General features: G+C 64.4%; 18 protein-coding genes, 1 tRNA gene and 1 pseudogene. 8 read left to right on the top strand and 12 right to left on the bottom strand.

The annotated features are described in order from the left end of the window. Window positions 1–542: 542 nt before the first annotated feature. Window positions 543–1,940: a GAF domain-containing sensor histidine kinase gene (locus H5T60_00890; protein MBC7240987.1), complete on the bottom strand. Its 1,398-nt coding sequence runs from the start codon at window positions 1,938–1,940 to the stop codon at window positions 543–545. A gap of 186 nt (window positions 1,941–2,126) precedes the next feature. On the opposite strand from H5T60_00890, the gene H5T60_00885 reads away from it, so the two are divergent. Further along, a tRNA-Glu gene (locus tag H5T60_00885) sits at window positions 2,127–2,203 on the top strand. Between the two features lie 31 nt (window positions 2,204–2,234). Here the strand turns inward: H5T60_00885 and H5T60_00880 are convergent. Further along, window positions 2,235–4,460, bottom strand: coding sequence for a hypothetical protein (locus H5T60_00880; protein ID MBC7240986.1), 2,226 nt, complete (start codon window positions 4,458–4,460; stop codon window positions 2,235–2,237). 191 nt (window positions 4,461–4,651) lie between these two features. On the opposite strand from H5T60_00880, the gene H5T60_00875 reads away from it, so the two are divergent. Next, window positions 4,652–5,695 (top strand): hypothetical protein, encoded by a 1,044-nt coding sequence (locus H5T60_00875; protein MBC7240985.1) that lies wholly within the window; start codon window positions 4,652–4,654, stop codon window positions 5,693–5,695. Then, window positions 5,692–7,604, top strand: a pseudogene (gyrB, locus tag H5T60_00870) (DNA topoisomerase (ATP-hydrolyzing) subunit B). The gene H5T60_00875 and the pseudogene gyrB overlap by 4 nt, the downstream one beginning before the upstream one ends. Window positions 7,605–7,651: 47 nt before the next feature. Here the strand turns inward: gyrB and H5T60_00865 are convergent. Further along, window positions 7,652–10,066: a copper-translocating P-type ATPase gene (locus H5T60_00865; protein ID MBC7240984.1), complete on the bottom strand. Its 2,415-nt coding sequence runs from the start codon at window positions 10,064–10,066 to the stop codon at window positions 7,652–7,654. 23 nt (window positions 10,067–10,089) lie between these two features. Beyond that, a complete protein-coding gene (locus H5T60_00860; protein ID MBC7240983.1) occupies window positions 10,090–10,293 on the bottom strand; it encodes a heavy-metal-associated domain-containing protein in 204 nt (67 codons plus the stop codon). Between the two features lie 508 nt (window positions 10,294–10,801). Here H5T60_00860 and H5T60_00855 point away from each other — a divergent pair. The 5 genes from H5T60_00855 (at window position 10,802) to maf (ending at window position 17,648) form a co-directional block, all read left to right on the top strand. Beyond that, window positions 10,802–11,902, top strand: coding sequence for an ABC transporter ATP-binding protein (locus tag H5T60_00855; protein ID MBC7240982.1), 1,101 nt, complete (start codon window positions 10,802–10,804; stop codon window positions 11,900–11,902). 147 nt (window positions 11,903–12,049) lie between these two features. Further along, complete coding sequence (locus H5T60_00850; protein MBC7240981.1) at window positions 12,050–13,258, top strand: 2,3-bisphosphoglycerate-independent phosphoglycerate mutase; 1,209 nt, start codon at window positions 12,050–12,052, stop codon at window positions 13,256–13,258. 67 nt (window positions 13,259–13,325) lie between these two features. Continuing rightward, window positions 13,326–14,546 (top strand): 6-phosphofructokinase, encoded by a 1,221-nt coding sequence (locus tag H5T60_00845; GenBank protein ID MBC7240980.1) that lies wholly within the window; start codon window positions 13,326–13,328, stop codon window positions 14,544–14,546. 101 nt (window positions 14,547–14,647) lie between these two features. Continuing rightward, window positions 14,648–16,918 (top strand): sodium-translocating pyrophosphatase, encoded by a 2,271-nt coding sequence (locus tag H5T60_00840; protein ID MBC7240979.1) that lies wholly within the window; start codon window positions 14,648–14,650, stop codon window positions 16,916–16,918. 79 nt (window positions 16,919–16,997) lie between these two features. After that, complete coding sequence (maf, locus tag H5T60_00835) at window positions 16,998–17,648, top strand: septum formation protein Maf (GenBank protein MBC7240978.1); 651 nt, start codon at window positions 16,998–17,000, stop codon at window positions 17,646–17,648. A gap of 5 nt (window positions 17,649–17,653) precedes the next feature. On the opposite strand, the gene rsmD is transcribed toward maf, so the two are convergent. From rsmD to H5T60_00795, 8 genes are all read right to left on the bottom strand, one after another. Next, complete coding sequence (gene rsmD / locus H5T60_00830) at window positions 17,654–18,253, bottom strand: 16S rRNA (guanine(966)-N(2))-methyltransferase RsmD (protein ID MBC7240977.1); 600 nt, start codon at window positions 18,251–18,253, stop codon at window positions 17,654–17,656. A 1-nt stretch (window position 18,254) separates the two neighbouring features. Then, window positions 18,255–18,773: a hypothetical protein gene (locus H5T60_00825; GenBank protein ID MBC7240976.1), complete on the bottom strand. Its 519-nt coding sequence runs from the start codon at window positions 18,771–18,773 to the stop codon at window positions 18,255–18,257. Window positions 18,774–18,778: 5 nt separating this feature from the next. Continuing rightward, a complete protein-coding gene (locus H5T60_00820; protein ID MBC7240975.1) occupies window positions 18,779–19,522 on the bottom strand; it encodes a PIG-L family deacetylase in 744 nt (247 codons plus the stop codon). A gap of 25 nt (window positions 19,523–19,547) precedes the next feature. Continuing rightward, the gene (locus tag H5T60_00815; protein MBC7240974.1) at window positions 19,548–20,843 is read right to left on the bottom strand and encodes a glycosyltransferase; all 1,296 of its coding nucleotides are present in this window, start codon (window positions 20,841–20,843) and stop codon (window positions 19,548–19,550) included. Between the two features lie 13 nt (window positions 20,844–20,856). Beyond that, window positions 20,857–21,867: a GNAT family N-acetyltransferase gene (locus tag H5T60_00810; protein MBC7240973.1), complete on the bottom strand. Its 1,011-nt coding sequence runs from the start codon at window positions 21,865–21,867 to the stop codon at window positions 20,857–20,859. Between the two features lie 91 nt (window positions 21,868–21,958). Next, window positions 21,959–22,612 (bottom strand): NUDIX hydrolase, encoded by a 654-nt coding sequence (locus H5T60_00805; protein MBC7240972.1) that lies wholly within the window; start codon window positions 22,610–22,612, stop codon window positions 21,959–21,961. Between the two features lie 13 nt (window positions 22,613–22,625). Next, window positions 22,626–23,594 carry a flippase-like domain-containing protein gene (locus H5T60_00800; protein MBC7240971.1) on the bottom strand — a complete coding sequence of 323 codons (969 nt, stop codon included), beginning with the start codon at window positions 23,592–23,594 and terminating at the stop codon, window positions 22,626–22,628. Between the two features lie 11 nt (window positions 23,595–23,605). Continuing rightward, the coding region (locus H5T60_00795; protein ID MBC7240970.1) for a glycosyltransferase family 2 protein at window positions 23,606–24,318 on the bottom strand (713 nt) is incomplete at its 5' end.

Below are 24,318 nucleotides of genomic sequence, written 5' to 3'. Positions count from 1 at the left end.
TTTAGGGCATTTTCGGATGGGGAAAGGGGGCCAGCGCGGCATGTTGTGCATGCCGGCGGCCCCCTATTTATGCCCTGCGAGCACCCTCTGTGCTTGACGATAAACCACGTAAAGCGGGCTTTGCCGGCCTCGGGTTAACAGGCCTGTTGGCCAGTGTGCGGATTTTTCCTGAGGAATTCGGGCAATTTCATGGATTATTGGCGAAAAATGCTTCGAAACCTTGTTATTTGCTCCATTATGCTCCTTTTTTCTCTCGATATTGCGCATGTCTCCGCCGGCGCTCCCCTCGACACGGCGCAAAGACATCCCGATATTTGACCATAACCAGTATTAAGGGACGAAGGTGGGCTGTGGGTTAACACGCCGGCGAACTTCGGCCGCGCATGCTACTATATACGGTGGTTTGGGGCAAGAGATGCCCATATATAGGCGAAGGGTATGAAAGGACCGGCTGTGCGCCGTACAGCCGGCCGGCGAGAAACAGCCGCGTACACTTGACAATATATGAGGTTAAAAGAGGATGGCGGGGGCCGGCTTAAGGTTCAGCGGCGCGGCCGCTCCTCCGGTGGGATGCATTCCAGGGGCAGGGTGATGATGAACGCGGCGCCGTTGGTACAGCTTTCATCCAATCGGATGGTGCCGCCGTGGTCCTCGACAATCTTGCGGGCGATGGCCAGGCCGAGGCCCGTCCCCTCACGTTTGCCAAAGGTGACGAAGGGTTCGAACAGCCGCTCGCGCAGGGCCGGCGGTATGCCAGGCCCATTGTCGCTCAGGCGAAATTCGAGCCCACTCTCCGCGACGCGCATGCCGATGCGCAGGATCCCGCCAGGCCTCAGGACATCACGGGCGTTGTTGGCAATGTTCATCAGGGCACGCGTCAGCCGACCTTCATCGAATACCGCCGGCCCGATATAGCCTGTTTCCATCTCCAGATGCAGGCCGCGCATCTCCCATTCCGGCTGGAGCAGGATGCGCAGTCGTTCCATGAACTCCGGCACGTACACGATGCGGGGAGTAAGGGTCACCTCACCGCGGGCGAAATCCAGCAGTTCCTGGCACATGGAATTCAGGCGGTCCACCGCCTGCAGGATGTAGCCGGTCAACTGCCGGCGCTCTCCCGGGCCTGGTTCGCCGTTGCTCAGCAGGCCGGCATATCCCTTGATCGTATTCATGGGGCCGCGCAGGTCATGGACGATGCCGGCGGTCACCTGTCCCAGCATGGAGAGGCGTTCTGCCTTGGTCAGCTCATGCCTGGTCCTATCCAGTTCGCGCAGGGTTTTCTCCAGCCGCTCGTTCTGCGTACGCAGTTCGGAGATCAGCCGCGCCAGGGCAATGGCCACGGAAGCCTGGGAAGCCATGGCTTCCAGGGTTTGCAGGTCCACCTCGCTGAACTGCCGCACCCGCTGGCGCGTGTCCAGGTACAGCGCACCCAGGATTTCGTCCTTGAGGGACAGCGGCGCGCACAGTACCGAGCGGATATGATAGCTGGTGATACTGACGGAATCCTGGAAGCGAGGGTCATGCTCGGCGTTGGTGGTGCGGAGCGGCCGGCCTCCTTCGAGGACGTGGCGCACGATCGTCTCGCTGGGCTGTTTGCGGTCCGCGGCTTCTGGTGGGTAGCGGTGGGAGACTGTGCATGCCGGCTCACCCTGCCGGCCGGCCAGGATGCAGAAGCCGCGCTCCGCTTTCGTCAGCTCGACAGCGCGCTCCAGGGTGGAAAGGATGACCTCATCCACGTCCTCGAACGCGGCCAGGTCCTCACAGGATTTCAATATGGTGTAATAGGCTTGCTCCCTTTGCGAGAGGGATATAACCTGCTGGCGGAGCAGGTGTAGCAGGGAGAGCAAATGCCGGCGCTGTTCCTCGGGAATCTCATCCAGGTCCAGCACCTGGTGTTCGAGGGTGTCGAGATACCCCTGTACGCATTCTGATGTGCTCATGGTGGGTTTCCTCAAGCGGCCTCCCGGCCGGATATTTCCCTACTGGCTGTCCGATGTAAGTTGATATTCCCCTTTCTTGCCGGCGTGGGGGACCGGGGGATAAGGCAATCCCTCCCCGCTTGGCGCAAGCAGTGCCTCGATTTGACAAATTGCCCCTGCTTGGTTATATTTTGTCTGTAACGATATGGCGCATTCGTCTAGCGGCCTAGGACATCGCCCTCTCAAGGCGAAGATCGGGGGTTCGAATCCCCCATGCGCTACCAGCAAAAAGCCCGCCGGCCGGCGGGCTTTTTGTTATTCACCCCGGCCCAAGATGGGCAGCCAGGCACGCGGCGGCAGGGATGGCGTCGACGAACTGGTGGCGGTCGCCGTGGCGGTGGCGGTCGGGGTGGGGGACGCCGGCTGGGTCGCCGTCGGCGTAAAGGTCATGGTCGGCGTCGGGCTGGCGGTCGCGCTCGGCGTCCAGGTCGCGGTCGGCGTGGGACTGCCGGCCGGCAGGCCGGGGTAATACTGCCATATCCCCAGGCCGCGCGTCCCGGCCAGGAGCACCGGGTTGGCGGGATAATTCGGCGCCAGGGCCAGCGCTCCGACGGACACCCCCTGCCAAGCGGAATCGCTGATGTTTTGCCAGCTCACGCCGCCGTTGCGGCTGACGTATACGCCGGCATTGGTGCCAACGTACAGCGGACCGGCCGGCCAGTCCGGCGCCAGCACCAGCGCCCGCACGGCGGCCCCGGGGAAGGGGCTCACATTCACCCACGAATTCCCGCCGTCCATGGACTTGCGCAGGCCGATGGGGCTTTCGCCGCCGGCGAAGAGCGTGTTATCCACCTCATAGCGCGGGGAAACGGCCACGGTGTTCAGGCCCACCAGCGAACCCGCCTGTCCCGGTGTGTTCCATGTCCATCCGCCGTCCGTGGACTTGTAGAGGCCGGAGAACTGGGTGGCGGCGAAGACGGTGCGGTCGCGGCTGTACGCCGGCGAGAAGACCAGCTTCGTGACCATGCTCGGGCCACTGCCGCTCCGCATCCAATGTTCGCCGGCATCGGTCGAGCGGAAGATGCCGCCGGCAGTGGCCACCAGGATACAGCGCGTCGCCGCAAAGTCCGGCGCGAAGGCGATGTCCGCGATGCTCAGGTTCTCCAGGCCGGCATTGGCCGGCGACCAGGTAGTGCCGGCATCGGTCGAGCGGAACAGCCCGCGCTCCGGCGTGCCCACCAGGATGAGCCGGTCGGAGGCGAAGGAGGGGGAGAATGCCACGACGCTGATCTCCGCCCCCATTTCCGCAGAGATGAGTTGGGACCAGGACGCGCCGGCATTCGACGAACGAAACAGGCCGGAATGATCACTGCCCACCATGATCAGGGGGCTGGAGGCGTAATTCGGCGCCAGAGCGATACTGCCCACGCTGACGTTGGCCAGGCCGGTGCTGGCCGGCGCCCAGCGCGCCGCCGCCGTGGTGGTTTTAAAGACGCCTCCCCCCTCACTGCCGGCGAACAGCGTGTTGTCCACGGAGAAATTCGGCGAAATGGCCAGGACGTTGATGCTGTCCAGCGTCTCGCTGATGCCGTTGCTCAGGCTGGTCCAGGATGCCCCGCCGTCCGTGGAGGCGTATACCCCTTTCCAGGTGGCGGCATAGAGCCGGCGGTCGACACCCTGTCCAAAGCCTGGTGAGATAGCCAGGTCCCGCACGGCCCAGGTATCCAGCCCGCCGGCCGGCATAGGCTCCCAGGTATTCCCCTCATTGACCGAGCGGTACAGACCGTGATGCTGGGTGCTGGCGATGAGGGTGCGGCCGGCTGTCGCCGGCGTCAGCACCAGCGAGGTGAAATCGTTGTTGACCAGCCCTTCCGTCTGCAGGGTCCAGGTGGCGCCGGCGTCGGTGGAGCGATAAATGCCGCCCCAGGTGATGACCGCCCAGATGGTGCGGTCACTGGCGTACTGCGGCGAGAAAAGGAACTTGACCACCGCCCGGCGGTGCCACATGGTGTTGACCCAATGGGCGCCGTTGTCATAGGAGACGAAGATGCCGGCGTTGAGAAACCCCAGCACGATGGTAGGGTCTGTCGGATACTGCGGGGACAGCCCGATGGCGGTCAGCGGCATGGATGAGGGGCTGGCGAGTTCCTGCCAGGTAGCGCCGGCATCGGTGGAGCGGAAGAGCCGGCCGCTTTCTGTGCCGACAAACAGGGTGCGGTCCGTGGAAAAGCGCGGCGAGATGGCCATGGAGCGGATGTGCAGGTCTGTCAGTCCCTGGTTGACAGCCTTCCAGGAATCGCCGGCGTTCAGGGAGCGGTAGACCCCACCGGCCTCAGTGCCGGCGAAGAGGGTTCGGTCCTGCGCGAATTGGGGGGAAACCGCCAACGTTCGGATCACGCCGCCCCACAGCCCCTGGGTCAGCGGCGCCCATGCCTCGCCCTGGGCACGGCCGGCGAGGGGAAAGAGGGACATTCCCAGGCCGGCCAGCAGAAGTAGCAGAATGCCCAGCCCCAGGGCAGGTCGCTTCCAGTTCAAGCCCATGGAATGATACAGCTCCTTTGGTAAGAGTTCCTCCGGTGTTGCGCCGGCCTGGTCAGGGAACAGCCGGCGGCAACATGTTCATTATATCATACCATGGGGCGGGCGCCAAAGCGGGAAAGGCTGGCCGACGCTTTTCCCTTTCCTCCCCTTTTGTGGTACAATAATGAGATGGGAAAGGAGCGCAGAAGATTATGGGCGTCATTGATACCCTGTCGGCCGGTTATCGCGTCATTGCGCGCCGCTGGTGGCTCCTGGCGATCCCGGTCTTGCTGGACCTGTTCCTATGGATGGGGCCGCGGTTAGGGGTGGCGGGTGTGGTGCGGGACCTTTCCGTGGCCATCAATCCGCCGGCTCAACTCGGCCAGGAAGCGGCCGGCGCGCTACAGCAAATCCAATATCTGCTGGACCAGCTCGCACGGGCCAACCTGTGGATTCTGCTGGCCTGGGGCATTCCGGGCATCCCGAGCCTGATCGCGGCCGTGGCGCCCGGCGGATTGGCCGCGCCCATCACCGCCGGCGTCATCCAGGTGGGCACGGCCCTGCAGGCCTTGGGGCTGGCGTTCGCCCTAGTGGTAGTGGGCGTCCTGCTGTCCAGCGTATACGTGGTCGGCGTCGGCAGTGCGGTGCTCCAGGAGTTTGAGCCGGGAGCGCCCCGCAGGCCTTTCGGCCGGCTGGTGCTCTCCACCTGGGCACAGCTCCTGCTCTTCCTGCTCATCATCCTGCTGGTCGCCTTGATGTTCAGTGTGCCGCTCATGCTGTTGGGCGGCCTGCTGGCGCTGGTGAACCCATCGGTGGGCATGGCTACGTTGAACTTGTTTTCCTTACTGATGCTCGCTGTGGGCGTATGGATGGCGGTGTATCTCTTTTTCGCCGTGGATTCCATCGTCCTCAACGGTGCGCACATCCTGCGGGCCATGTGGAACAGCGCCAACGTGGTACTGCGCAATTTCTGGCCGGCGCTGGGCTTGATCATCTTGATCCAGGTCATCAGCGTGGGCATGTCGCTCATCTGGAAGCAGTTGACATTTTCCCCGTGGGGGACGGCTTTCGCCATCCTGGCCAACGCCTTTATCAGCACCGGTCTGGTGGCTGCCAGCTTCATTTTCTATCTGGATCGGTTCAAGCGCTGGCAGACCCAACAGCAGGCCGCTCTGCTGGCCTGGCGCCGATGGCAGGAGGGCCAGTTTCCCCCGCAAAACCAGGATAATAATAACGACGAAGGAGAGGGTTTGTGACGGATCAGACATCGCAGACCTACGACGCCAGTGCCATTCAGGTGCTGGAAGGGTTGGAGGCGGTACGCCGGCGCCCAGGTATGTACATCGGCTCCACCGATGTGCGCGGCCTGCACCACCTGGTCTATGAGGTGGTGGACAATGCCGTGGACGAGGCACTGGCCGGCGCCTGCAACCGCATCAATATCATCATCCATGCCGATAACTCGGTCACCGTCGAGGATAACGGCCGCGGTATCCCGGTGGACATCCACCCCCAGACCGGCAAATCGGCGCTGGAGGTGGTGATGACCATGCTGCATGCCGGCGGCAAGTTCGGCAGTGGAGGGTACAAGGTTGCCTCCGGCCTGCACGGCGTGGGCGTATCGGCTGTGAACGCGCTGTCGGAATGGCTGGTGGCCGAGGTGCGGCGCGACGGCCGGCTCTACCGCCAGCGCTACGAGCGCGGCGTGCCGGTCACGCCGGTGGAGGAGCTGGGGCCGGCGGAAGGCACCGGCACCACCATCACCTTCCTGCCGGACCGCACCATCTTCAAATCGCTGGACTACCGCTTCGATACCCTGGCCCAGCGCTTCCGCGAGATGGCGTTCCTGACGCGCGGCCTCTTCATTTACTTCCGCGACGAGCGCGGCGAGGGCCTGCCGGTGGAGAAGAGCTTTTACTTCGAGGGCGGGGTGGCCTCTTTCGTGCGCTTCCTGAACAAAAACCGCAAGGTGCTCCACGAACCTTTCTACGTCTGCCGGCAGATTAACGGCACGGAAGTCGAGGCCGCCATCCAATATACGGACGGCTTCGCGGAATCCATGTTCGCCTTTGCCAACAACATCAACACGGTGGACGGCGGCACCCACGTCACCGGCTTCCGCGCCGCGCTGACGCGCACGCTGAACGATTACGGCCGGCGCAACGGTCTGCTGAAGGATTCCGACGCCAACTTCACCGGCGATGACGTGCGGGAGGGCCTGACCGCCATCCTCAGCGTGAAGCTGACGGACCCGCAGTTCGAGTCCCAGACCAAGGCCAAGCTGGGCAACGCCGAGGTCAAGGGACAGGTCGAATCGGTCATCGGTGAGGCCTTCTCCGCCTTCCTGGAGGAGAACCCGCAGGCCGCCCGCGCCATTATCCAAAAGTGCTTGACCTCGGCGCGGGCACGCGAGGCCGCCCGCAAGGCGCGCGATCTGGTCATCCGCAAGAGCGCCCTGGAGAGCATGACCCTGCCGGGCAAGCTGGCCGACTGCTCCGAGCGCGACCCGATGAAGACGGAGCTGTACATCGTGGAGGGGGATTCCGCCGGCGGCTCCGCCAAGCAGGGACGCGACCGCCGCTTCCAGGCCATCCTGCCTCTGCGCGGCAAAATCCTCAACGTCGAGAAGGCGCGCCTGGACAAAATCCTGGACAATAAGGAGGTGCGGGCGCTCATCACCGCCATTGGCGCCGGCGTCGGCGACCAGTTCGACCTCAAGAATCTGCGCTACGGTCGCATCATCATCATGACCGATGCGGACGTGGACGGCTCGCACATCCGCACCCTTTTGCTGACCCTGTTCTTCCGCTACATGGAGCCGCTCATCACCAACGGCCACCTGTACATCGCCCAGCCGCCGCTCTACCTCATCACCGCCGGCAAGGAGAAATACTACGCCTACTCTGAGGCGGAGAAAGAGGCGCTGGTCAAACAGCTCAAGGGTAAGAACATCACCATCCAGCGCTATAAAGGTCTGGGGGAGATGAACCCGGAACAGCTCTGGGAGACTACCATGAACCCCGAGAACCGCATCTTGCTGCAGGTGACCATCGAGGATGCGGCGGCGGCGGACCGCACCTTGACATGTTGATGGGGAGCAGTGTGCCGCCCCGCACCCGCTTCATCCAGACGCACGCCAAAAAGGTGCGCAATCTGGATATTTAGCCCGTACAAAAAGCCCCTGCGAGGAGAGACCCGCAGGAGCTTTGTTTTTATTCGGCGATGCGGGCGCGCCGCAGGCGTAGGCTGTTGGTCACCACAAAGATGGAGCTGAAGGCCATGGCGCCGGCGGCCAGCATGGGATTGACGAGGCCCAGCGCCGCCACCGGGATCAGGATGGTGTTGTAGAAGAAGGCCCAGAACAGGTTCTGCTGGATGGTGCGCATGGTGCGCCGCGCCAGCAGTATCGCCCGCCACAGGGCTTGCAGATTGCCGGCCATCAACGTCACATCGCCGGCCTCCATGGCGATATCGGTGCCGGAGCCCATGGCGATGCCGACATCGGCCTGCGCCAGCGCCGGCGCATCGTTCACCCCATCGCCCACCATGGCGACCTTCAACCCTTGCGCCTGCAACTGGCGGACGGCCTCCGATTTCTGCGCCGGCAGGACCTCCGCCAGTACCCTCTCGATGCCGACCTGTTGGGCCACAGCACGAGCGGTGCGGGCATTGTCACCGGTCAGCATGATGGGTTCGATGCCGGCCTCCCGCAGTTTCCGGATGACCTCCGGCGCTTCTGGGCGAATGGTATCAGCGATGCCGATGACTCCCAATACCTGCCGATCGCGCGCTGCCACGATGGCGGTCTTGCCCTGGCTCTCGAGCGTTTCCAGAAGCCCACGCGCCGGCCTTAGGTCAATGCCCTCGCCCTCCAGATAGGCCGGCGAACCGATCATCACCGTACTGCCGTCGAACGAGGCAATGACGCCGCGCCCCGGCACCGCGGAGAAGGTGTCCGGCTTTCGCAGGGGGAGCATTTCCTCGCGGGCGCGCGCCACCACCGCCTGTCCCACGGGATGCTCGCTGTTCTGCTCAACGCTCGCGGCCAGGGAGAGCAGTTCCTCCGCGTCCGCACCGTTCTCAGAAATTGGCAGGATGTCGGTCACCGCCGGCCGGCCCAGGGTGATGGTGCCGGTCTTGTCCAGCACCACCGCGTCCAGCTTCGCCAGCCGTTCCAGCGCCTCCCCGGACTTGATGAGCACGCCCATTTGGGCGCCCTTTCCCGTGCCGACCATGACGGCGGTAGGGGTGGCCAGGCCGAGCGCGCAGGGGCAGGCGATGACCAGCACCGCCACCATGGTGAAGAAGGCGCGGGTGAAGCCGGCGCCGGCCAGCATCCAGCCGGCGAAGGTAAGCACGGCGATGGCGACGACCACCGGCACAAACACGGCCGCCACCCGGTCGGCCAGGTGCTGGACAGGAGCTTTGGTGCCCTGCGCCTGCTGGACCAGCCGGACGATGTTCGCCAGCGCCGTCTCGGCGCCGACGCGGGTCGCTTCGACTACCAGCCGGCCCTCCCGGTTCACCGTCCCGCCGATGACCTCGGCGCCCACACCCTTCTGCACCGGCAGGCTCTCGCCGGTCAGCATGGACTCGTCCACCGCTGACTGGCCCTCCACCACGATGCCGTCCACCGGGATGCGCTCTCCCGGCCGCACCACGACCCAATCGCCCACCTGCACCTGGGAAGCGGGGATTTCCACCTCCTCGCCGTCGCGCAGGAGGCGGGCGGTTTTCGGGCGCAGGTCCATGAGCCGGCGGATCGCCTCCGAGGTATGTCCCTTGGCGCGCGCCTCCAGGAACTTGCCCAGCACAATCAGGGTGATGATGACGGCCGCGGTGTCGTAGTAGACATGGCCGGGGATGAGGAAGGTGGTGGCCAGGCTGTAGAGGAACGCCGCGCTGGAGCCCAGGGCGATGAGCACGTCCATGTTGGCACTGCCGGCGCGCAGGGAGCGGTAGGCGCCGGCATAGAACTGCCGGCCCACGTAGAACTGCACCGGGATGGTCAGTGCCAGCAGGATATATTTCCGGGCGGCGAAATCGGGCAGAAGCCCGAGGTCCGGCAGGATGCTGAGCAGAAACACCGGCACGGTGAAAATCAGGCCGATGATGAGCAGGCGGCGCTGGCGCTCGATCTCCTGTTGGCGTGCCTGGCTTTCCACATCCTCGGCGGCCTCTTCCAGCGCCGCGGTCGAGGGCAGGCGGTAGCCGGCCTCCTCCAGCACCCGTTTCATGGTGCTGATGGCGGCCAGGCCGGGGATATAGCGCACCTGGACCTGGCCGGCCGACGCGTCTGCTTGCACCTCCAGCACCCCGTCCAGCCGCGCGAGCAGTTCCTCCACCTTTGCGGCAGAGCCGGCGTCCGACATGCCCTGCACCGGCAGGGTCACCAGGCCGGTGGCCACGTCATAGCCGGCATCGCGCACGCGCTGAACCAGGAGCCGCGTATCCACGCTGGCCGGGTCATACACCACCTGGGCGCGTTCCAGGGCGAAGTTGACGCTGGCGGTTTCGACGCCGGCGGTGCGCTTCAGATTGCGCTCGATCGTGATGGCGCAGTTGGCACAGGTCATCCCCAGCACTGGAATGGCGGCCTGCTTCTTCTGGACCTCTGTTCCTTCCATGGGCATTCCCCTTGTGACGGAGATCACCCCTCCGCCGGATAGCCGATCTCCGCCAACGTCTGCTTGATGGTGTCGAGGGCCTCCCCCTCGAACTCAACCCGTATCTCTTTGGTCTCCACGTTTCCTTCGACCTTGCGCACGGCCGGCAACTGCTTCAGCTCGCGCGTGATGGTCATGATGCAGTGGTGACAACTGATATTGGGGACCTTCAACGTGACCTCCGCCATGATGCACCTCCATTTGTTGATATGCCGATTTTTGCCGGCCAACATAGTATACACCTTGTTTAGCAAAACTGTCAAGTAATATCGGTTACTCTCCGCCGCGCCGTTGTGTCCCCGCGCCTCGCGCTCCGTTTGGCGCATCCGCCGAAATATGTTATAATAGGAATGCTGGTAGCGGTTCGTGCTTTTCATCACCAGAAAGGAGGTGCAGCCGAAAGGGGCCTGATCGCGTCCGACCCATTGGCCCTGCATCTCTGCCTCCACGGCTCCAGCTTCCTGCCCTGTTCGGCGATCAGCCCGCGGGACAAAATCGTCACGTCTATCATCCACGATGGAATTGGGTGGGCGCTCTGGGGAGCGGTTTTGGCGTATGCCCGGCTCGCCGGCAGAGGGCGCGCAGCGCCGGCGTTAGCTGACCGAACAGTTCTGTCCCCGAGCGAAAATCCCCAGAATGGACTGGCGCGCCGTATTTTTGCATCTTACAAATACTATCAAACGGAGAATGTGACAGATGGCCAGTGTCACGTATGATCATGTGACCAAGCGCTTCGGCGACGTGATAGCGGTTAATGACCTGTGTGTCCATATCGAGGACGGGGAGTTTCTCGTCTTTGTCGGCCCTTCTGGCTGTGGGAAGACGACATCTCTGCGCCTGCTGGCCGGCCTGGAGGAAATCACCTCCGGCAACATCCTCATCGGCGACCGCGTGGTCAATGACGTCCCGCCCAAGGACCGCAACATCGCCATGGTCTTCCAGAGCTACGCGCTCTATCCGCACATGAGCGTGTACGACAACATGGCCTTCGGCCTGAAACTGCGCAAGGTCCCCAAGGCGGAGATTGACCGGCGGGTGAAAGAGGCCGCCGCCATGCTGGGCATCGAAAACCTGCTCGATCGCAAGCCCAAACAGCTTTCCGGCGGCCAGCGGCAGCGTGTGGCGCTGGGCCGCGCCATTGTGCGGGAGCCGGCGGTCTTCCTGCTGGACGAGCCCCTCTCCAACCTGGATGCCAAACTGCGCGTCCAGACCCGCGCCGAGCTTTCCAAACTGCATCAGCGCCTCGGCACCACCTTCATCTACGTCACCCATGACCAGGTCGAGGCCATGACCATGGGCACCCGCATCGCGGTGATGCGGGATGGTATCCTCCAACAGGTGGATACCCCCCAGCGCCTGTACGAGGCCCCGGACAACGTCTTCGTGGCCGGCTTCATCGGTAGCCCCTCCATGAACTTCTTCGACGCCACCATCGTCGATGTGGACGGCAAGCTGTTCGTGGACGGCGGCACCTACCGTCTGCCTATCCCGGAAGAAAAGGCCAATGCCCTGCGGCCGTACAAGGGCAAGGAGGTTATCTTCGGCATCCGGCCCGAGGACATCTTCGCCAAGCCCTACATCCCGCCCGGCATCTTTGAAGCGAGCATGAAGGCCGACGTGGACGTCACCGAGCTGATGGGCAACGAGATTTTCCTGTACCTGCTGACCGGCAAGCGGAGCTTCATCGCCCGCGTGGACCCGCGCACCCCGGCCCGCGCCGGCGACCAGGTCGAACTAGTGGTCAACATGCACAACGCCCACTTCTTCGACCCGCAGACCGAACGCGCTATCCGCTAAGGCGGTCACAGCTTGCCGTTCTCCAGGTTTTCCGCAACAACGACGTGAACTGACGCAAAGGGGCAAATCGTACGGCGGCGTATGATTTGCCCCTTCTTACGCGCGGCCAGACTGACAAACTGCGGACTGCATCGAGGAGCACACGCTATGGTGAGTTTTGAGGTACTGCGGGAACTGCATGTCCCGGCGGAAACGAAGATCGTCATGCTGGTGATGGATGGGCTGGGAGGCCTTCCGCTCCAGGCCGGCGGAAAGACCGAGCTGGAGACCGCCCGCACGCCGAACATGGACCGGCTGGCCAGCGAGGGCATCTGCGGCCTCAGCGTCCCGGTGGCCGCCGGCATCACCCCCGGTAGCGGCCCGTCCCACCTGGCCCTGTTTGGCTATGACCCCTTCCGCTACGAGATCGGGCGCGGCGTGCTGGAGGCGCTGGGCATCGGCTTCGAGCTGGGCCCGGACGACCTGGCGGCGCGCGGCAACTTCTGCACGGTGGATGAAGAGGGGCGCATCACGGACCGGCGCGCCGGCCGCATTCCTACCGAGAAATGCGCCGAACTGGTGGAAAAACTGCGAGCGATCCGGCTCCCCGACGTCGAGGTCTTCGTCGAGCCGGTCAAGGATTACCGCTTCGTGCTGGTCCTGCGGGGCAAGGGATTGTCGGACAAATTGACCGAGACCGACCCCCAGCAGGTGGGCAAGAAGCCCCTGCCGGTGACGGCGCTCAGCCCGGACGCCGAGCGCACGGCCCAACTGCTGAACACCTGGATCGCGGAGGCGGCGAAAATCCTGGCCGGCGAGAGGCCGGCCAACATGCTCACCCTGCGCGGCCTGGCCAAAAACCCCGGCCTGCCGCCCATGTCCGAGGTCTATGGACTGCGCGCCGCCGCCATCGCCACCTATCCCATGTACCGCGGCGTCAGCCGGCTGGTCGGCATGACGGTGCTCGAAGTCGGCGGGGAGACCCTGGAGGATGAGGTTGCCGCTCTGCGCCGGCATTGGGCCGATTTCGACTTCTTCTACGTGCATGTGAAGAAGACCGACAGCGCCGGCGAGGACGGCGATTTCCAGCGCAAAGTCGAGATTATCGAACATGTGGATACCCTGATACCCGATATCATGGCCCTGAACCCGGATGTGGTTATCATCACCGGGGACCATTCCACGCCGGCGCTCCTTCGGAGCCATAGCTGGCATCCCGTCCCGACGATCCTCTGGTCGCGGGTTTGTCGGGCGGACGCCGTGCGCGAGTTCGGGGAAACGGCCTGCTCCCAGGGTGGGCTGGGCGTATTTCCTGCCACGGACCTGATGCCCCTGGCGCTGGCCAACGCCGGCCGTCTGACGAAATTTGGAGCGTAAGAAGCGGATGCGTACAATTAATGTGTCACTTGGCTCTGCCTGATGCGCAGGGCGGGGAGCAACCCGTATGGCGGGTAATCTGCTGGTAGCACAGTCAGGAGGCCCCACAGCGGTCATCAACGCCAGCCTGGCCGGCGTCGTGCAGACTGCCATCGAGTCCGGGCGCTTTGACCGCGTCCTCGGCGCGCTCGATGGGACGCTGGGCATCCTGCGCGAGACCTTGGTGGACCTGACTCAGGAGGAGCCGGCCGTCTGGAAGCTGGTACTGCAAACGCCGGGCGCGGCACTGGGCACCAGCCGGCTGAAGCTCACCGATGCCCATTACGACCGCATCCTGGCCGTGCTCAAAGCCCACGACGTGCATTACCTCTGCCTCATCGGTGGCAACGATTCCATGGACTCCGCGTACAAGCTGTCGCGATTGGCGGAACATAGCGGCTATGAACTGCTGGTGGTGGGCGTGCCGAAGACCGTGGACAATGACCTGGCGTACACGGACCACTGTCCGGGCTACGGCAGTGCCGCCCGTTTCGTAGCAGTTACCGTGCGCGATACCTGTATTGACAGTTGGTCGGGGAAGCTGTCCACGCCGGTCAAGATCGTGGAGATCATGGGCCGGCATGCCGGCTGGCTGACCGCCTCCGCCGCCCTGGCGCGTGAGAGCACGCCGGACGGCGCTCCTCATCTCATCTATGTCCCGGAGCGCCCCGTCACCCTGGAGCAATTCCTCGAAGACGTGGAAACAGTTTACCGGCAGTACGGCTATGCGGTGGTTGCCTTATCGGAGGGGGTACGCAACCCGCAGGGGGAACTGCTCGGAACCGCGGTGGAAGCGGTGGATGCCTTCGGTCACCGACAACTGGGCGGTGTCAGTGCTATCCTGGCGGAGAAAGTGTCGGAACGACTGCGGCTGAAAGCCCGCTTCGAGAAGCCGGACACCATGCAGCGTTCCTCCTCGGCCCTGGTTTCGCATGTAGATCGGGAGGAAGCGTTTCGCGTCGGCCAGGAGGCGGTGCGCGCCGTACTGCAGGACATCAGCGGCAAGATGGTCACGCTGGAGCGGGAAGAGGGGCCGGCCTATCACTGCCGCACCGGCCTGGCGGACCTGGACAAGGTCGCCGGCGTCGAGCGTTTGCTGCCGGATGCGTACCTGAATGCCAATGACCATGACGTCACGCCGGCCTTTTTGGACTATGTCCGCCCGCTCATCGGCGATCCATTCCCGCCGGTAGGCTTCCTGCGGCGCTATCCGGTGCCGGCCGGCCTGCCGCCCTGGGCTGAAGCATGAGTGAATTTGCGTAAACCGCAAATCATAATTATACAGGCTTGTAATGCCAGCCGGCCCTGCAGTTGTCCAAAATTTATGCGTAAGGAGGAGCATCAAGGGGTATGTATGAACTACATCTGACCACCTTGGAATTCGCAGGCGTCTGGAGCGTCATTGGCGTTGCCATCCTATCCCTGCTGTACGCGCTCTGGCTGCGCAATGACGTCCTGTCCAACGACAAGGGCACAGAGGCCATGCAGAAGGTCTGGCTCGCCATCAAGGAGGGGGCGGAGGCGTATCTGGGCCGGCAGTTGCGCACCATTCTCCCCTTCATCGGCGTGCTGGTCTTCGTCCTCTTCGCCAGCGTCTGGATCGCCCAGCCGACGCCCGAAGCCAGGGAGATGTTCGGCGACAAAGCCCATCTCTACATCGCCATCGGGCGTGCGGCGGCCTTCATTCTGGGCGCCACCTTCTCCCTGCTGGTAGGCCAGTTGGGCATGCGCATGGCCATCGAGGGGAATATCCGCGTGGCCGCGGCTTCCATGCGGGATTTTGGTGATGCTCTGCGCATTGCCTACCGCTCGGGCACCATCACAGGCATGCTGACCGACGGCCTGGGCCTGCTGGGTGGCACCACCATCTTCATCATCTTTGGCAAGGCGGCGCCAGACGCCCTGCTGGGCTTCGGCTTTGGCGGCACCCTCCTGGCTCTGTTCATGCGCGTGGGCGGCGGCATCTATACCAAAGCCGCGGATGTGGGTGCTGACCTGGTGGGCAAAGTCGAACAGGGTCTGGAAGAGGATGACCCCCGCAACCCGGCCTCCATCGCAGACCAGGTGGGGGACAACGTGGGGGACTGCGCCGGCATGGCCGCCGACATCTTCGAGTCCTACGAGGTGACCATCGTCTCGGCCCTGATCCTGGGTCTGGCGCTGATGCGCATCACCGGCGATGTGCACTGGATCATCTTCCCGCTGATGGTGCGCGCCATCGGCGTCATCAGCTCCATGATCGGTACCTTCTCCGTCCCCGTTTGGGAGCGCACGGTGGCCAAGGGCGACGCATGGCACAGCATGGAGATCGCCTACGAGGTCTCCTCGGTCATCACCATCGTCAGTTCTTCCCTGCTCTCCTGGTTCTACATGCATGACCTGCGGCCGGCCATCATGGTCTCCGCCGGCGTCATCTTCAACGTCATCGTCAACCGCCTGACGGCCATGTTCACCGCCAAGGAGTCGTCGGCGGTGCAGGAGATCGCCAAGAGCACCCGCTTTGGCCCCGCTACGACCATTCTCACCGGTCTGGCGGTGGGCTATGAGTCCAGCGTCTGGGCGATCCTGGCCATCGCCGCTGCCATCCTGGTCTCGGTCATCACCTACCAGTCCCTGGGCGTGCAGTACGTGCTGTACGGCGTGTCCCTCATCGGCATCGGCTGGCTGACCCACGCCGGCAACCTGGTCTCCATGGACTCCTTCGGCCCCATCTCCGATAATGCCAACGGCATTGGCGAAATGGCCAAGATGGACGAGAAGGCTCGCCGCATCATGACCGATCTGGATGCCGTCGGCAACACCACCAAGGCCATCACCAAGGGCGTGGCCATCGGCTCGGCCGTCATCGCCGCGGTCTCGCTGTTCGGCTCCTTCTTCACCGACATCAAGCTGGTGGACCCCACCTTCGGCGATGTCATCAACATTGCCAGCCCGATCGTGTTCATTGGCTTGCTCATCGGTGGTGCGGTGCCGGTGCTGTTCGGCAGTCTGCTGGTGAAGGCGGTGGCGCGCGCCGCCGGCGGCATGGTGGCGGAAGTGCGCCGGCAGTTCCGCATCCCCGGCGTGCTGGAAGGCAAGGTCAAGGCGGACTATGCCCGCACAGTGGAAATCTCCACCCGCGCTGCCCAGCGTGAGCTGATCCCGGTCGGCATCCTGGTGGTGCTCATCCCCATTGTGGTGGGCTTCCTGCTGAAGGCCGAGGCCTTAGGGAGCTTCCTGGTGGGCGTCATCCTCTCCGGCCAGCTCCTGGCGGTCTTCATGGCGAACGCCGGCGGTGCCTGGGACAACGCCAAGAAGCTCATCGAGGACGGCCTCTACGGCGGCAAAGGCTCCGAGGCGCATAAGGCCAGCGTGGTGGGCGACACGGTGGGTGACCCGTTGAAGGACACCTCCGGTCCGGCCCTCAACCCGCTCATCAAGGTCATCAACCTGGTCAGCCTCATCATCGCGCCCATCGTGGTGCGCTACAAGACCACACCGCCGCTGATGTGGGTCATCATGATCATCCTGCTGGCCGTCATCGCCTGGGCCATCTCCATGAGCAAGCGGCCGGCGGACTACGGTGCCGACGAGGCGCTGGAAGGCGAGCCGCTGGCCTCCAAGGCCGGCGCCAGCAAGTAACCTGGCGGTCCATTCGCGTTCGCGATATGTGCCGGGGAGGGCTATCCTTCCCGGCACATCTTTGTCCTGGCGATGAAACATGACGAAACGACGATGGATTCTGGCTTCGGCATCTCCACGCCGGCGCGAACTGCTTTCCCTGTTCGGCCGGCCGTTCGAGGTACTGCCGGCGGATATTGACGAGACCAATCACGGAGATGCGCCGGCGGAGGAGTTTGTGCAGGCGCTCAGCCGGGCCAAGGCGCGCGCCGCGGCGCAAAAAGCGGCCAGCGGCCTGGTCATCGCCTGCGATACTATTGTGGTGCTGGACGGACACATCCTGGGAAAACCGGGATCGCCGGCCGAGGCGCGGGAGATGCTTCGCGCTCTGCGCGGCCGACCCCATCAGGTCATGACCGCGGTGACGGTGCTGGACGCCGCCGGCGGCCAGGAGCTTACTGCCTGTGATGTTACCGAGGTGTGGATGCGTCCCTACTCCGATGCGGAAATGGAGGAATATGTGGCCGGCGGGGACCCCATGGACAAGGCCGGCGCCTACGCCATCCAGCACGCCGGCTTTCGGCCGGTGGAAGCGGTGCGGGGCTGTTATGCCAGCGTGATGGGACTGCCGTTGTGCCTTTTATACCGCCTGCTCCGTCAGGCCGGCGAGGAGGCCGCTCCGCCGGCGGAGGCCTGTCAGCGGCACACCGGCTGGCAGTGCAAGGTGTATCGGGATATCCTGGGCGAGTAGGGCCTTCAGCCGGCCTGGCCCTCGGCGGCCGGCGCCGCCTCCATCTGATTGGCTTTCCCCTCTGCCAGACGATAGAACAGCAGAAGCGTACTGCCGTAGCGCCGTTCGTCGAACAGGCGGAGCCGGCGCAGGGGCACGTCCTGGCGCTCCTTGGGGTGGATCTGGACGATGGCAATGCCGCCGGGGGCCAGCACATCCCCTTCGTCCACCGCCTGCAGGGCACGGATCCAGATGCCCTTATACTGCGGCGGGGCAATATACACGAAGTCGAAGCGCTCATCGCCCGGGTTCCTGAGGAAGCGGAAGGCATCGCCGGCCACCACTCGCGCCCGGTCGGCCAAGCCAGTGGCCTGCAGGTTATGGCCGATGGTGCGCAGGGCCAGCCGATCGCGTTCGCAGAACACAGCGCGCGCCGCGCCGCGGCTCAAAGCCTCGATGCCGACGGCGCCCGTGCCGGCGAACAGATCGAGGAAGCGCGCCCCTTCGATGGAGGCTCCCAGGATGTTGAACAGCGCCTCCTTGACCCGGTCGGTGATGGGCCGGGTGGACGTGCCGGGAACCGATTCCAGCTTACGGCCCTTGGCACTGCCGGCAATCACCCGCATATTACCTTCCCTCCCACAGGAGCTGGATCAGCCGCGCCGGCCGATACCACCCGCGCTCCACGATGGTCCAGATCAGGATAACCAGCCCCAGCAGTTCGAAGATCACCAGCTTCGGCTCCTGGCGCACCACCTGGCGGTAGGCGTCCAGGAAGGCCGCCGGCGATCCCACATGCCGCCACTGGTGGAAGGATGGGCCGCGCAGGGGCCACAGAAAGGTCTGCGGGAAGCCCCAGATGCGGTCCTCCAGCAGGTGACCGGAGAAGGCCAGCAAATAGGGCAGCCACTGCCGGCGCTTCCGGCCGGCGGCCAGCCATACCAGCGCGTGCATCAACAAGGTGTGCCCGAAGAGCAGGGCGGCGTTGGAGCGCCGGAGGACGAACATGGCCAGCGGCTTGTCGAGCACATCCGGTGCCAGCGCGGCCAGGGCGGCCAGCCGGTAATCGGCGTCCGGGAATTTGCCGGCGCGCTGAAGGGCGTGCAGTGTGCCCCAGGTGAAGGCGAGGTGTCCGAGCGGGAGCATGGCCGCTATGACTTCCTGGCATCGGCCGGCAGCTCGGCGTTGCGTGGGAAGACATGCTCCGCCGGCCGGAAGATGATGCGGTGAAAGCCCTCGGCGTAGGCGGTGCCGGCCTTGGCGCCCACATCGGCCGCCCACTGGCGCACGCGCTCCTGCCAGTCGGGCATCTGCGCCAGTTGGGTCTGATGGCAGGCCACCGCATCCAGCTTATCCTGCAGGGTCTCGCTGATGTCCTCGAAGTAATCCGGGTCGTCAGTGCCCCACAGGTACAGCTCCAGCGGTGCAAAGGGCGGAAGCCCGACGACTTCTAACACGGGCACAAAGAGATGGTCGCGGGCCAGGACAATGGCGTCGCAGGCGGCCAGGCCGGCGGCACGGTGGTCGGGATGAATCTGGTAGCGCCGCCAGGGGTCGTGGGTGAAGATGACCTGGGGGCGGAAATGGCGGATGAGCATGGCCAGTTCCATCCGCAGGTTAGGGCAGGCCTCCAGCTCCCCGTCGGGATGCCGCAGGAAAACCACCTCTTTGGCGCCGATGCGTGCCGCCGCCTGGCGCTGTTCTTCCTCGCGCAGTTCCGCCAGGCGGAACGGGGAAAGACCGCGGTCATGGGTGCCCTTGTCGCCGTTGGTGCAGACCACGTAAATCAGCTCGCGGCCGGCTCTGGCCCATTTGGCCGCCGTGCCGCCGCAGGAAAGCTCCACATCGTCCGGATGCGCCGCGATGAAAAGCACGCGCAGATTGTCCCCTTCCATACACAACCTCGAACAGCGATGAAGTTTAGGATGAGCAGGCGAGTCCCCGGGAGGAAGCCGTGCGCCGGCGTGCTGGGAGCGCCTCCCGCCGCACCTCGGCGTACAGCGCCGTGATCTGGTCGGCAATGCGCGACCAACTGTACTGGCGGGCCCATTCGACGGCCTGCCGGCCCAGGCGCGCCTGAAGCGCAGGGTCCAGCAGGATCTGCTCCAGCCGCTCCGCCAGGGCCTGGTGATCGCGGTACGGGATATGGAAGCCGGTCACGCCGTCCTGGACGGTGAAGGCCATCCCACCGACCTTCGAAGCGATGACCGGCGTGCCGCAGGCCATGGCCTCCAGCGCCACCATGCCGAACGATTCGTAATGAGACGGCACAACCACCACCTCGGCGGCGGAGTAGTAGCAGGGCAGGATATCCTGCGCCTGCGCACCCCGGAAGGTGACCACGTTCGCGATGCCCAGCTCGGCGCGCAGGGCGTGCAGGCGGGCCATCTCCGCGTCCATTTTTTCAGGCGGCTGGTCCGGGTCGCCTCCCACAATGGTCACTACAAGGTCTTCCGCCCATTCCGGCCGGCGCTGGATCAGCACTGCCACGGCGTGCAGGAGCGTGTCAATGCCTTTCAGCGGTTCAATGCGCCCGACGAACAGGATCATGCGCTGGTGCTGGGACAATCCCAGACAGCTCTTGGCCCACTGCCGCGGCTGGGGATAGAACTGCTCCGTGTCCACACCGCATGGGATGACATGGATACGGGTCGGGTCAGCGCCGTACAGCCAGGTCATCTGGGCCTTCTCCAGCGGCGTGGCGGCCACCAGCGCGTCAGCCTCCCGCATGAGTTCCGTTTCCACGATCAGCCGGCGCTCCGGCTCATACTCCTCCGGCCGTTGGGCAACGCTGTTCTTCATATGCCCCAGCGTATGAAACATCTGGATGAAGGGCACGCCCCACCGCTCGCGCAAGCAGATGGCCACCTTGCCGGACAGCCAGTAATGGCTGTGGATGATGTCATAGCGGATGCCTTCCTGGCGCGCGAAGGCATCCACGCCGGCAATGAACTCGTCCAGATGATCGTACAGGGCATATTTGTTGTACGGCGCCGGCGGGCCGGCCTTGACGTGAATCACGCGGGCACCATACCCCAGGCGGTCGGTGACCCGCGGGCGGTCCGGGTTCTGCAGGCGGGTGAAGACATCCACCTGGTAGCCGCGCCGGCCCAGCTCGCGCGATAGGTCGCGCACATAGACATTCATGCCGCCCGTCTCTTTGCCGCCCAATGTGGCCAGCGGGCAGGTATGCACGCTCAACATGCACACACGCAGAGGTTCCATGGCTTCAACGACGCTCCATCTCGATCTGGTACACATAGGTATCGCGGGCGCCGAAACGGTACTTATATTCCTCGTCGCCGCGCAAGAAGTCAAACTCGCGCCGGCCCAGTTCGATGGCATGCTGGATGCAGAGGGCGATCAGCACATTGCCCGGGCTGAGATGCGGGTGACCCTCGGGGTCGAACCCCGAGTTGTACAGCAGAACGGCGTTATCATAGTCGAAGGAGAGCATGGAGGCCTCATGCCGGCCGTCCAGCATCAGATGGCTGAGCTGGAGCCAGCCGGCATCGAACAAGGCGCGCGCCATGGCGCGGAAGAAGGCCTCGGTGCGCGGCGTCATAAAGGCATGCTTATCCGGCCGGCTCTTGCGGTGCAGTTCTATGAAGATGTCCAGCTCCCGCTCGAAATCGTGCGCCGGCCCGACGATATACCATTCCAGCACTGCCTCGCCCTGCGCCCGGCGCAGTTTGCGGCGGATCTCATGCCGCTGTTTCTTGTCCAGCATCATCAGGTATGCTTCCCAGCTCGTCGGCAGGGGGATTACGGGGCAGACATCCCTCTGGCGGACATCCACCGAGAGGCCGGCCGCGCCGGCCAGCTCCGGCAGAAGCCGCAGGGTGGCGGATGCCTGTGGGATATTGCACAGCTCGACCTTATCCCACGGCGGCGCGGCCGGCCCCAGCAGACATTCGACGAAGAGCGGGAGCAGGGCCTCCTCATGCCCCTTCGCCAGGATGAGGTCAAGGTAATCGGTCACCTCGACACAGCCGATGAAGCGCAGTATCCGCCGGCCGTTGGCCTCGAGCACATGGCAGGGGAAGATGGCGAGGAGCGCGCCGGCGGGGTCCCGCACGGTCGTGACCCACAGCTCGCCCTCTCCCAAATGCCGCCACCAGGACTCCTGCCACTCGATGGTCAGGAAGACCTCGTTGGTGGAGCTGGTGGAGACCAGATGATTCCATTCAGGACGCAGGATATCGAATGTGCCGACGTCGTGATAGTGTTGAACCTGCATGTGCCCCTCTCGCCTGCCATAGAAAGGGCCGGCTTACCTGAGTGGCCGGCCTTTCCTCCCATTGTAATCATTTCAGGGAAACCGTCAACTATTATCCCCGGGGCCAGGCGGACGCCCGCGACCAGATTTCATGCACGAACTCATGGACGGCCGCGCGGAAATTCCCCCAGTCCTGCCACTGCCCGCGCAGATCCGTCAGCGCACGGGCCACTTTCGCCAGTTCCGCCGGCGGCACCCGTTGGAAACTGGAGATGTGCTCCGAGCGGTCCTGGGGATGGGGTTCCGCCGTGCCGGCATCGAAGCGGAACACAAAGGACGAGAAGTGCAGGGAGCGCCCCCTGCGGAACATCTCATAGCGCAGTAGGCCCAGGCACTGCGCCGGCTCGCCCTTCAGGCCCAGCTCTTCCCACAGTTCGCGCTGTGCCGCTTCCCAGGCGCTCTCGCCCAGATGGATGCCGCCGCTGGGCAGGCGGTAGATGCCGGCGGGGTAGAAGGGCTTGGCATGCAGCCAAACGGTGCCATCGGCGTGACAGACGACCAGCACTACCTCCCCGCGCCGGCCTTTGGCCGGCCCCTTGCACAACTCGTCGAAATAGGATGGGTCAGGGCCGTTCATTACCAGCACGTAATTGCGTTCCTCCAGGGAGGGGAAGCGCTGGCGCAGGGAGCGCAGGTCCTGGTCCTCTGCCAAGACGCGCTGGACCTCGAACGGGTCAATGGCCGGCACATCGGATGACATGTCCATGGGCACCTGACTTTCAGGGTTGTTGGGCCAGGGAGCGGCGGGCCGGCCGGCGCCGGATGAGCCACAGCACGCCCCCCGGCAGGCTGGAGAGGTAAATGATGCTCTGCATCACCAGCGAGAAGGTGACGGCCAGCTCGCTGGAGGTGGTGCGCCCCAGGGTGGCGTAGAGGAGATCATAGGCGCCCTGATTGACTCCCAGCCCGCCGATGGAGGGGATCAGGATGGGAGCGAAGGCCACCAGCGGGTTAAAAACAAAGATATACATGAGCGGGATGCCGGCCCCCACCGCCTCTGCCAACAGCCAGTTCACGATGTTGGTGATGAGCAGGACCACCAAGGAGATGAGGAAGGCCTGGGCCAGCCGGCCGGGGTTATCCCGATAGGCCTGCACGGCGCTGGAGAGGCGCTGATACACCGGTGCCAGCCGGCGCAGGAAGGACAGGCTGAACAGCCGTTCGAGCAGGGCCCGCAGGCGCCGGCTGAGCAGGACAGCGAAGCCCACCAGGAAGGCAAGGAATGCCGCGCCGGCGACCAGGGCCACGCCCTGCAGATCAGAACGGCCCATTCCCCAGACCGCGTACAGGCTCAGCAGGGCGCCGGCGGTGATGAAGGCGGACATTCCCACCAGCTTGTCCACCAGCACGGAGATGGCGGCTTCGGCGGCCTTTTCCGTATCGCGCGCCAGGCCGTAGCCGCGCACCACATCGCCGGCGACCATGGGGAGCAGGAAATTGCCGAAGAACAGCCCCACGAAGGTGAACGAGAGAAGATGGGACAGCGGCACCGCAAGCCCCTGGGCGCGCAGGAGGATCTGCCATTTATAACAGCCGACCGCGATGGCCAGGAAATAGAGGGCCAGGGCCAACAGGAAATAGAGCAGGTTCGCGCCGGCGATGGCGCGGCCGACCTGTGCCAGGTCCACTTTGAAGAGCAGAAGGTAGCCGATCAGCCCGAGGCTGATGGCTACCTTCAGCAGTGTCATCAGGCGGTCCCTCATGACGGCATCTTCTCCGAGGTGGAGATCGGCGGTTCGGGCAGAGAGCCGGCGCTCCCAACGCGCGGGTTCTTCTGCTTCTCGATGGCCACCGGCTTGGTGCTCCAGGCCATGTCCCACACCACGTGGCGCTCGTGCCGGACGTAGTAGTCATAGGCGCCGAGGAGGCGGGAAATGGCCTCCAGGCTGGCCAGGGCGAAGAGGACGTAGAGCAGGCGGATGGCGCCCCATATTTCGCCCAGGGCGATGCGCAGGACGCGCTTGGTATCTAGGCTGGAGACGCGGTAGCCGTACTTCTTCTTGAGGTGGAGGTGGCCGGCGTAATTGCGCCGGCGCTGTTTGATGAAGTCCCTCACGGTGGTTGGCCCCATGTTGTAGACAATAGCGTCCGGCGCATAGCGCACCTGCAGGCCCCGTTGGATCACCAGCGCCTCCACAAACGCCTCATCCATCGCCACATCCGGCGGGATGGTGTCGAACACTTTGCGGAAGGCAATCAGCTCTCCCAGGCGGGGGATTTCCATGCAGAGCTGATGCTCCATCTTCAGGCGCAGATGCGAGAGGTAGTCCACGATGTGATCCGGGGTATTGACCGCCACTTTCTGGGCGCCGGTCATGCCCACCTTCGGGTCGGCGAACATGCTGACCATGCGCTCGATGGCGTCTGGATGGGGCAGGGTATCGCCGCTTTCCAGCACGCAGATGTCCTCTT

The sequence above is a fragment of the Anaerolineae bacterium genome (genome assembly GCA_014360855.1).
Classification (GTDB): domain Bacteria; phylum Chloroflexota; class Anaerolineae; order JACIWP01; family JACIWP01; genus JACIWP01.
Note: the sequence above shows the minus strand (reverse complement) of the source record. Positions and strands in the feature narration are given on the sequence as shown.

Coding starts and splice junctions, on each gene's coding strand:
- H5T60_00890 (MBC7240987.1), bottom strand. CDS start 1,940: ATGAGCACATCAGAATGCGTACAGGGGTATCTCGACACCCTCGAACAC.
- H5T60_00880 (MBC7240986.1), bottom strand. CDS start 4,460: ATGGGCTTGAACTGGAAGCGACCTGCCCTGGGGCTGGGCATTCTGCTA.
- H5T60_00875 (MBC7240985.1), top strand. CDS start 4,652: ATGGGCGTCATTGATACCCTGTCGGCCGGTTATCGCGTCATTGCGCGC.
- H5T60_00865 (MBC7240984.1), bottom strand. CDS start 10,066: ATGGAAGGAACAGAGGTCCAGAAGAAGCAGGCCGCCATTCCAGTGCTG.
- H5T60_00860 (MBC7240983.1), bottom strand. CDS start 10,293: ATGGCGGAGGTCACGTTGAAGGTCCCCAATATCAGTTGTCACCACTGC.
- H5T60_00855 (MBC7240982.1), top strand. CDS start 10,802: ATGGCCAGTGTCACGTATGATCATGTGACCAAGCGCTTCGGCGACGTG.
- H5T60_00850 (MBC7240981.1), top strand. CDS start 12,050: ATGGTGAGTTTTGAGGTACTGCGGGAACTGCATGTCCCGGCGGAAACG.
- H5T60_00845 (MBC7240980.1), top strand. CDS start 13,326: ATGGCGGGTAATCTGCTGGTAGCACAGTCAGGAGGCCCCACAGCGGTC.
- H5T60_00840 (MBC7240979.1), top strand. CDS start 14,648: ATGTATGAACTACATCTGACCACCTTGGAATTCGCAGGCGTCTGGAGC.
- maf (MBC7240978.1), top strand. CDS start 16,998: ATGACGAAACGACGATGGATTCTGGCTTCGGCATCTCCACGCCGGCGC.
- rsmD (MBC7240977.1), bottom strand. CDS start 18,253: ATGCGGGTGATTGCCGGCAGTGCCAAGGGCCGTAAGCTGGAATCGGTT.
- H5T60_00825 (MBC7240976.1), bottom strand. CDS start 18,773: ATGCTCCCGCTCGGACACCTCGCCTTCACCTGGGGCACACTGCACGCC.
- H5T60_00820 (MBC7240975.1), bottom strand. CDS start 19,522: ATGGAAGGGGACAATCTGCGCGTGCTTTTCATCGCGGCGCATCCGGAC.
- H5T60_00810 (MBC7240973.1), bottom strand. CDS start 21,867: ATGCAGGTTCAACACTATCACGACGTCGGCACATTCGATATCCTGCGT.
- H5T60_00805 (MBC7240972.1), bottom strand. CDS start 22,612: ATGGACATGTCATCCGATGTGCCGGCCATTGACCCGTTCGAGGTCCAG.
- H5T60_00800 (MBC7240971.1), bottom strand. CDS start 23,594: ATGACACTGCTGAAGGTAGCCATCAGCCTCGGGCTGATCGGCTACCTT.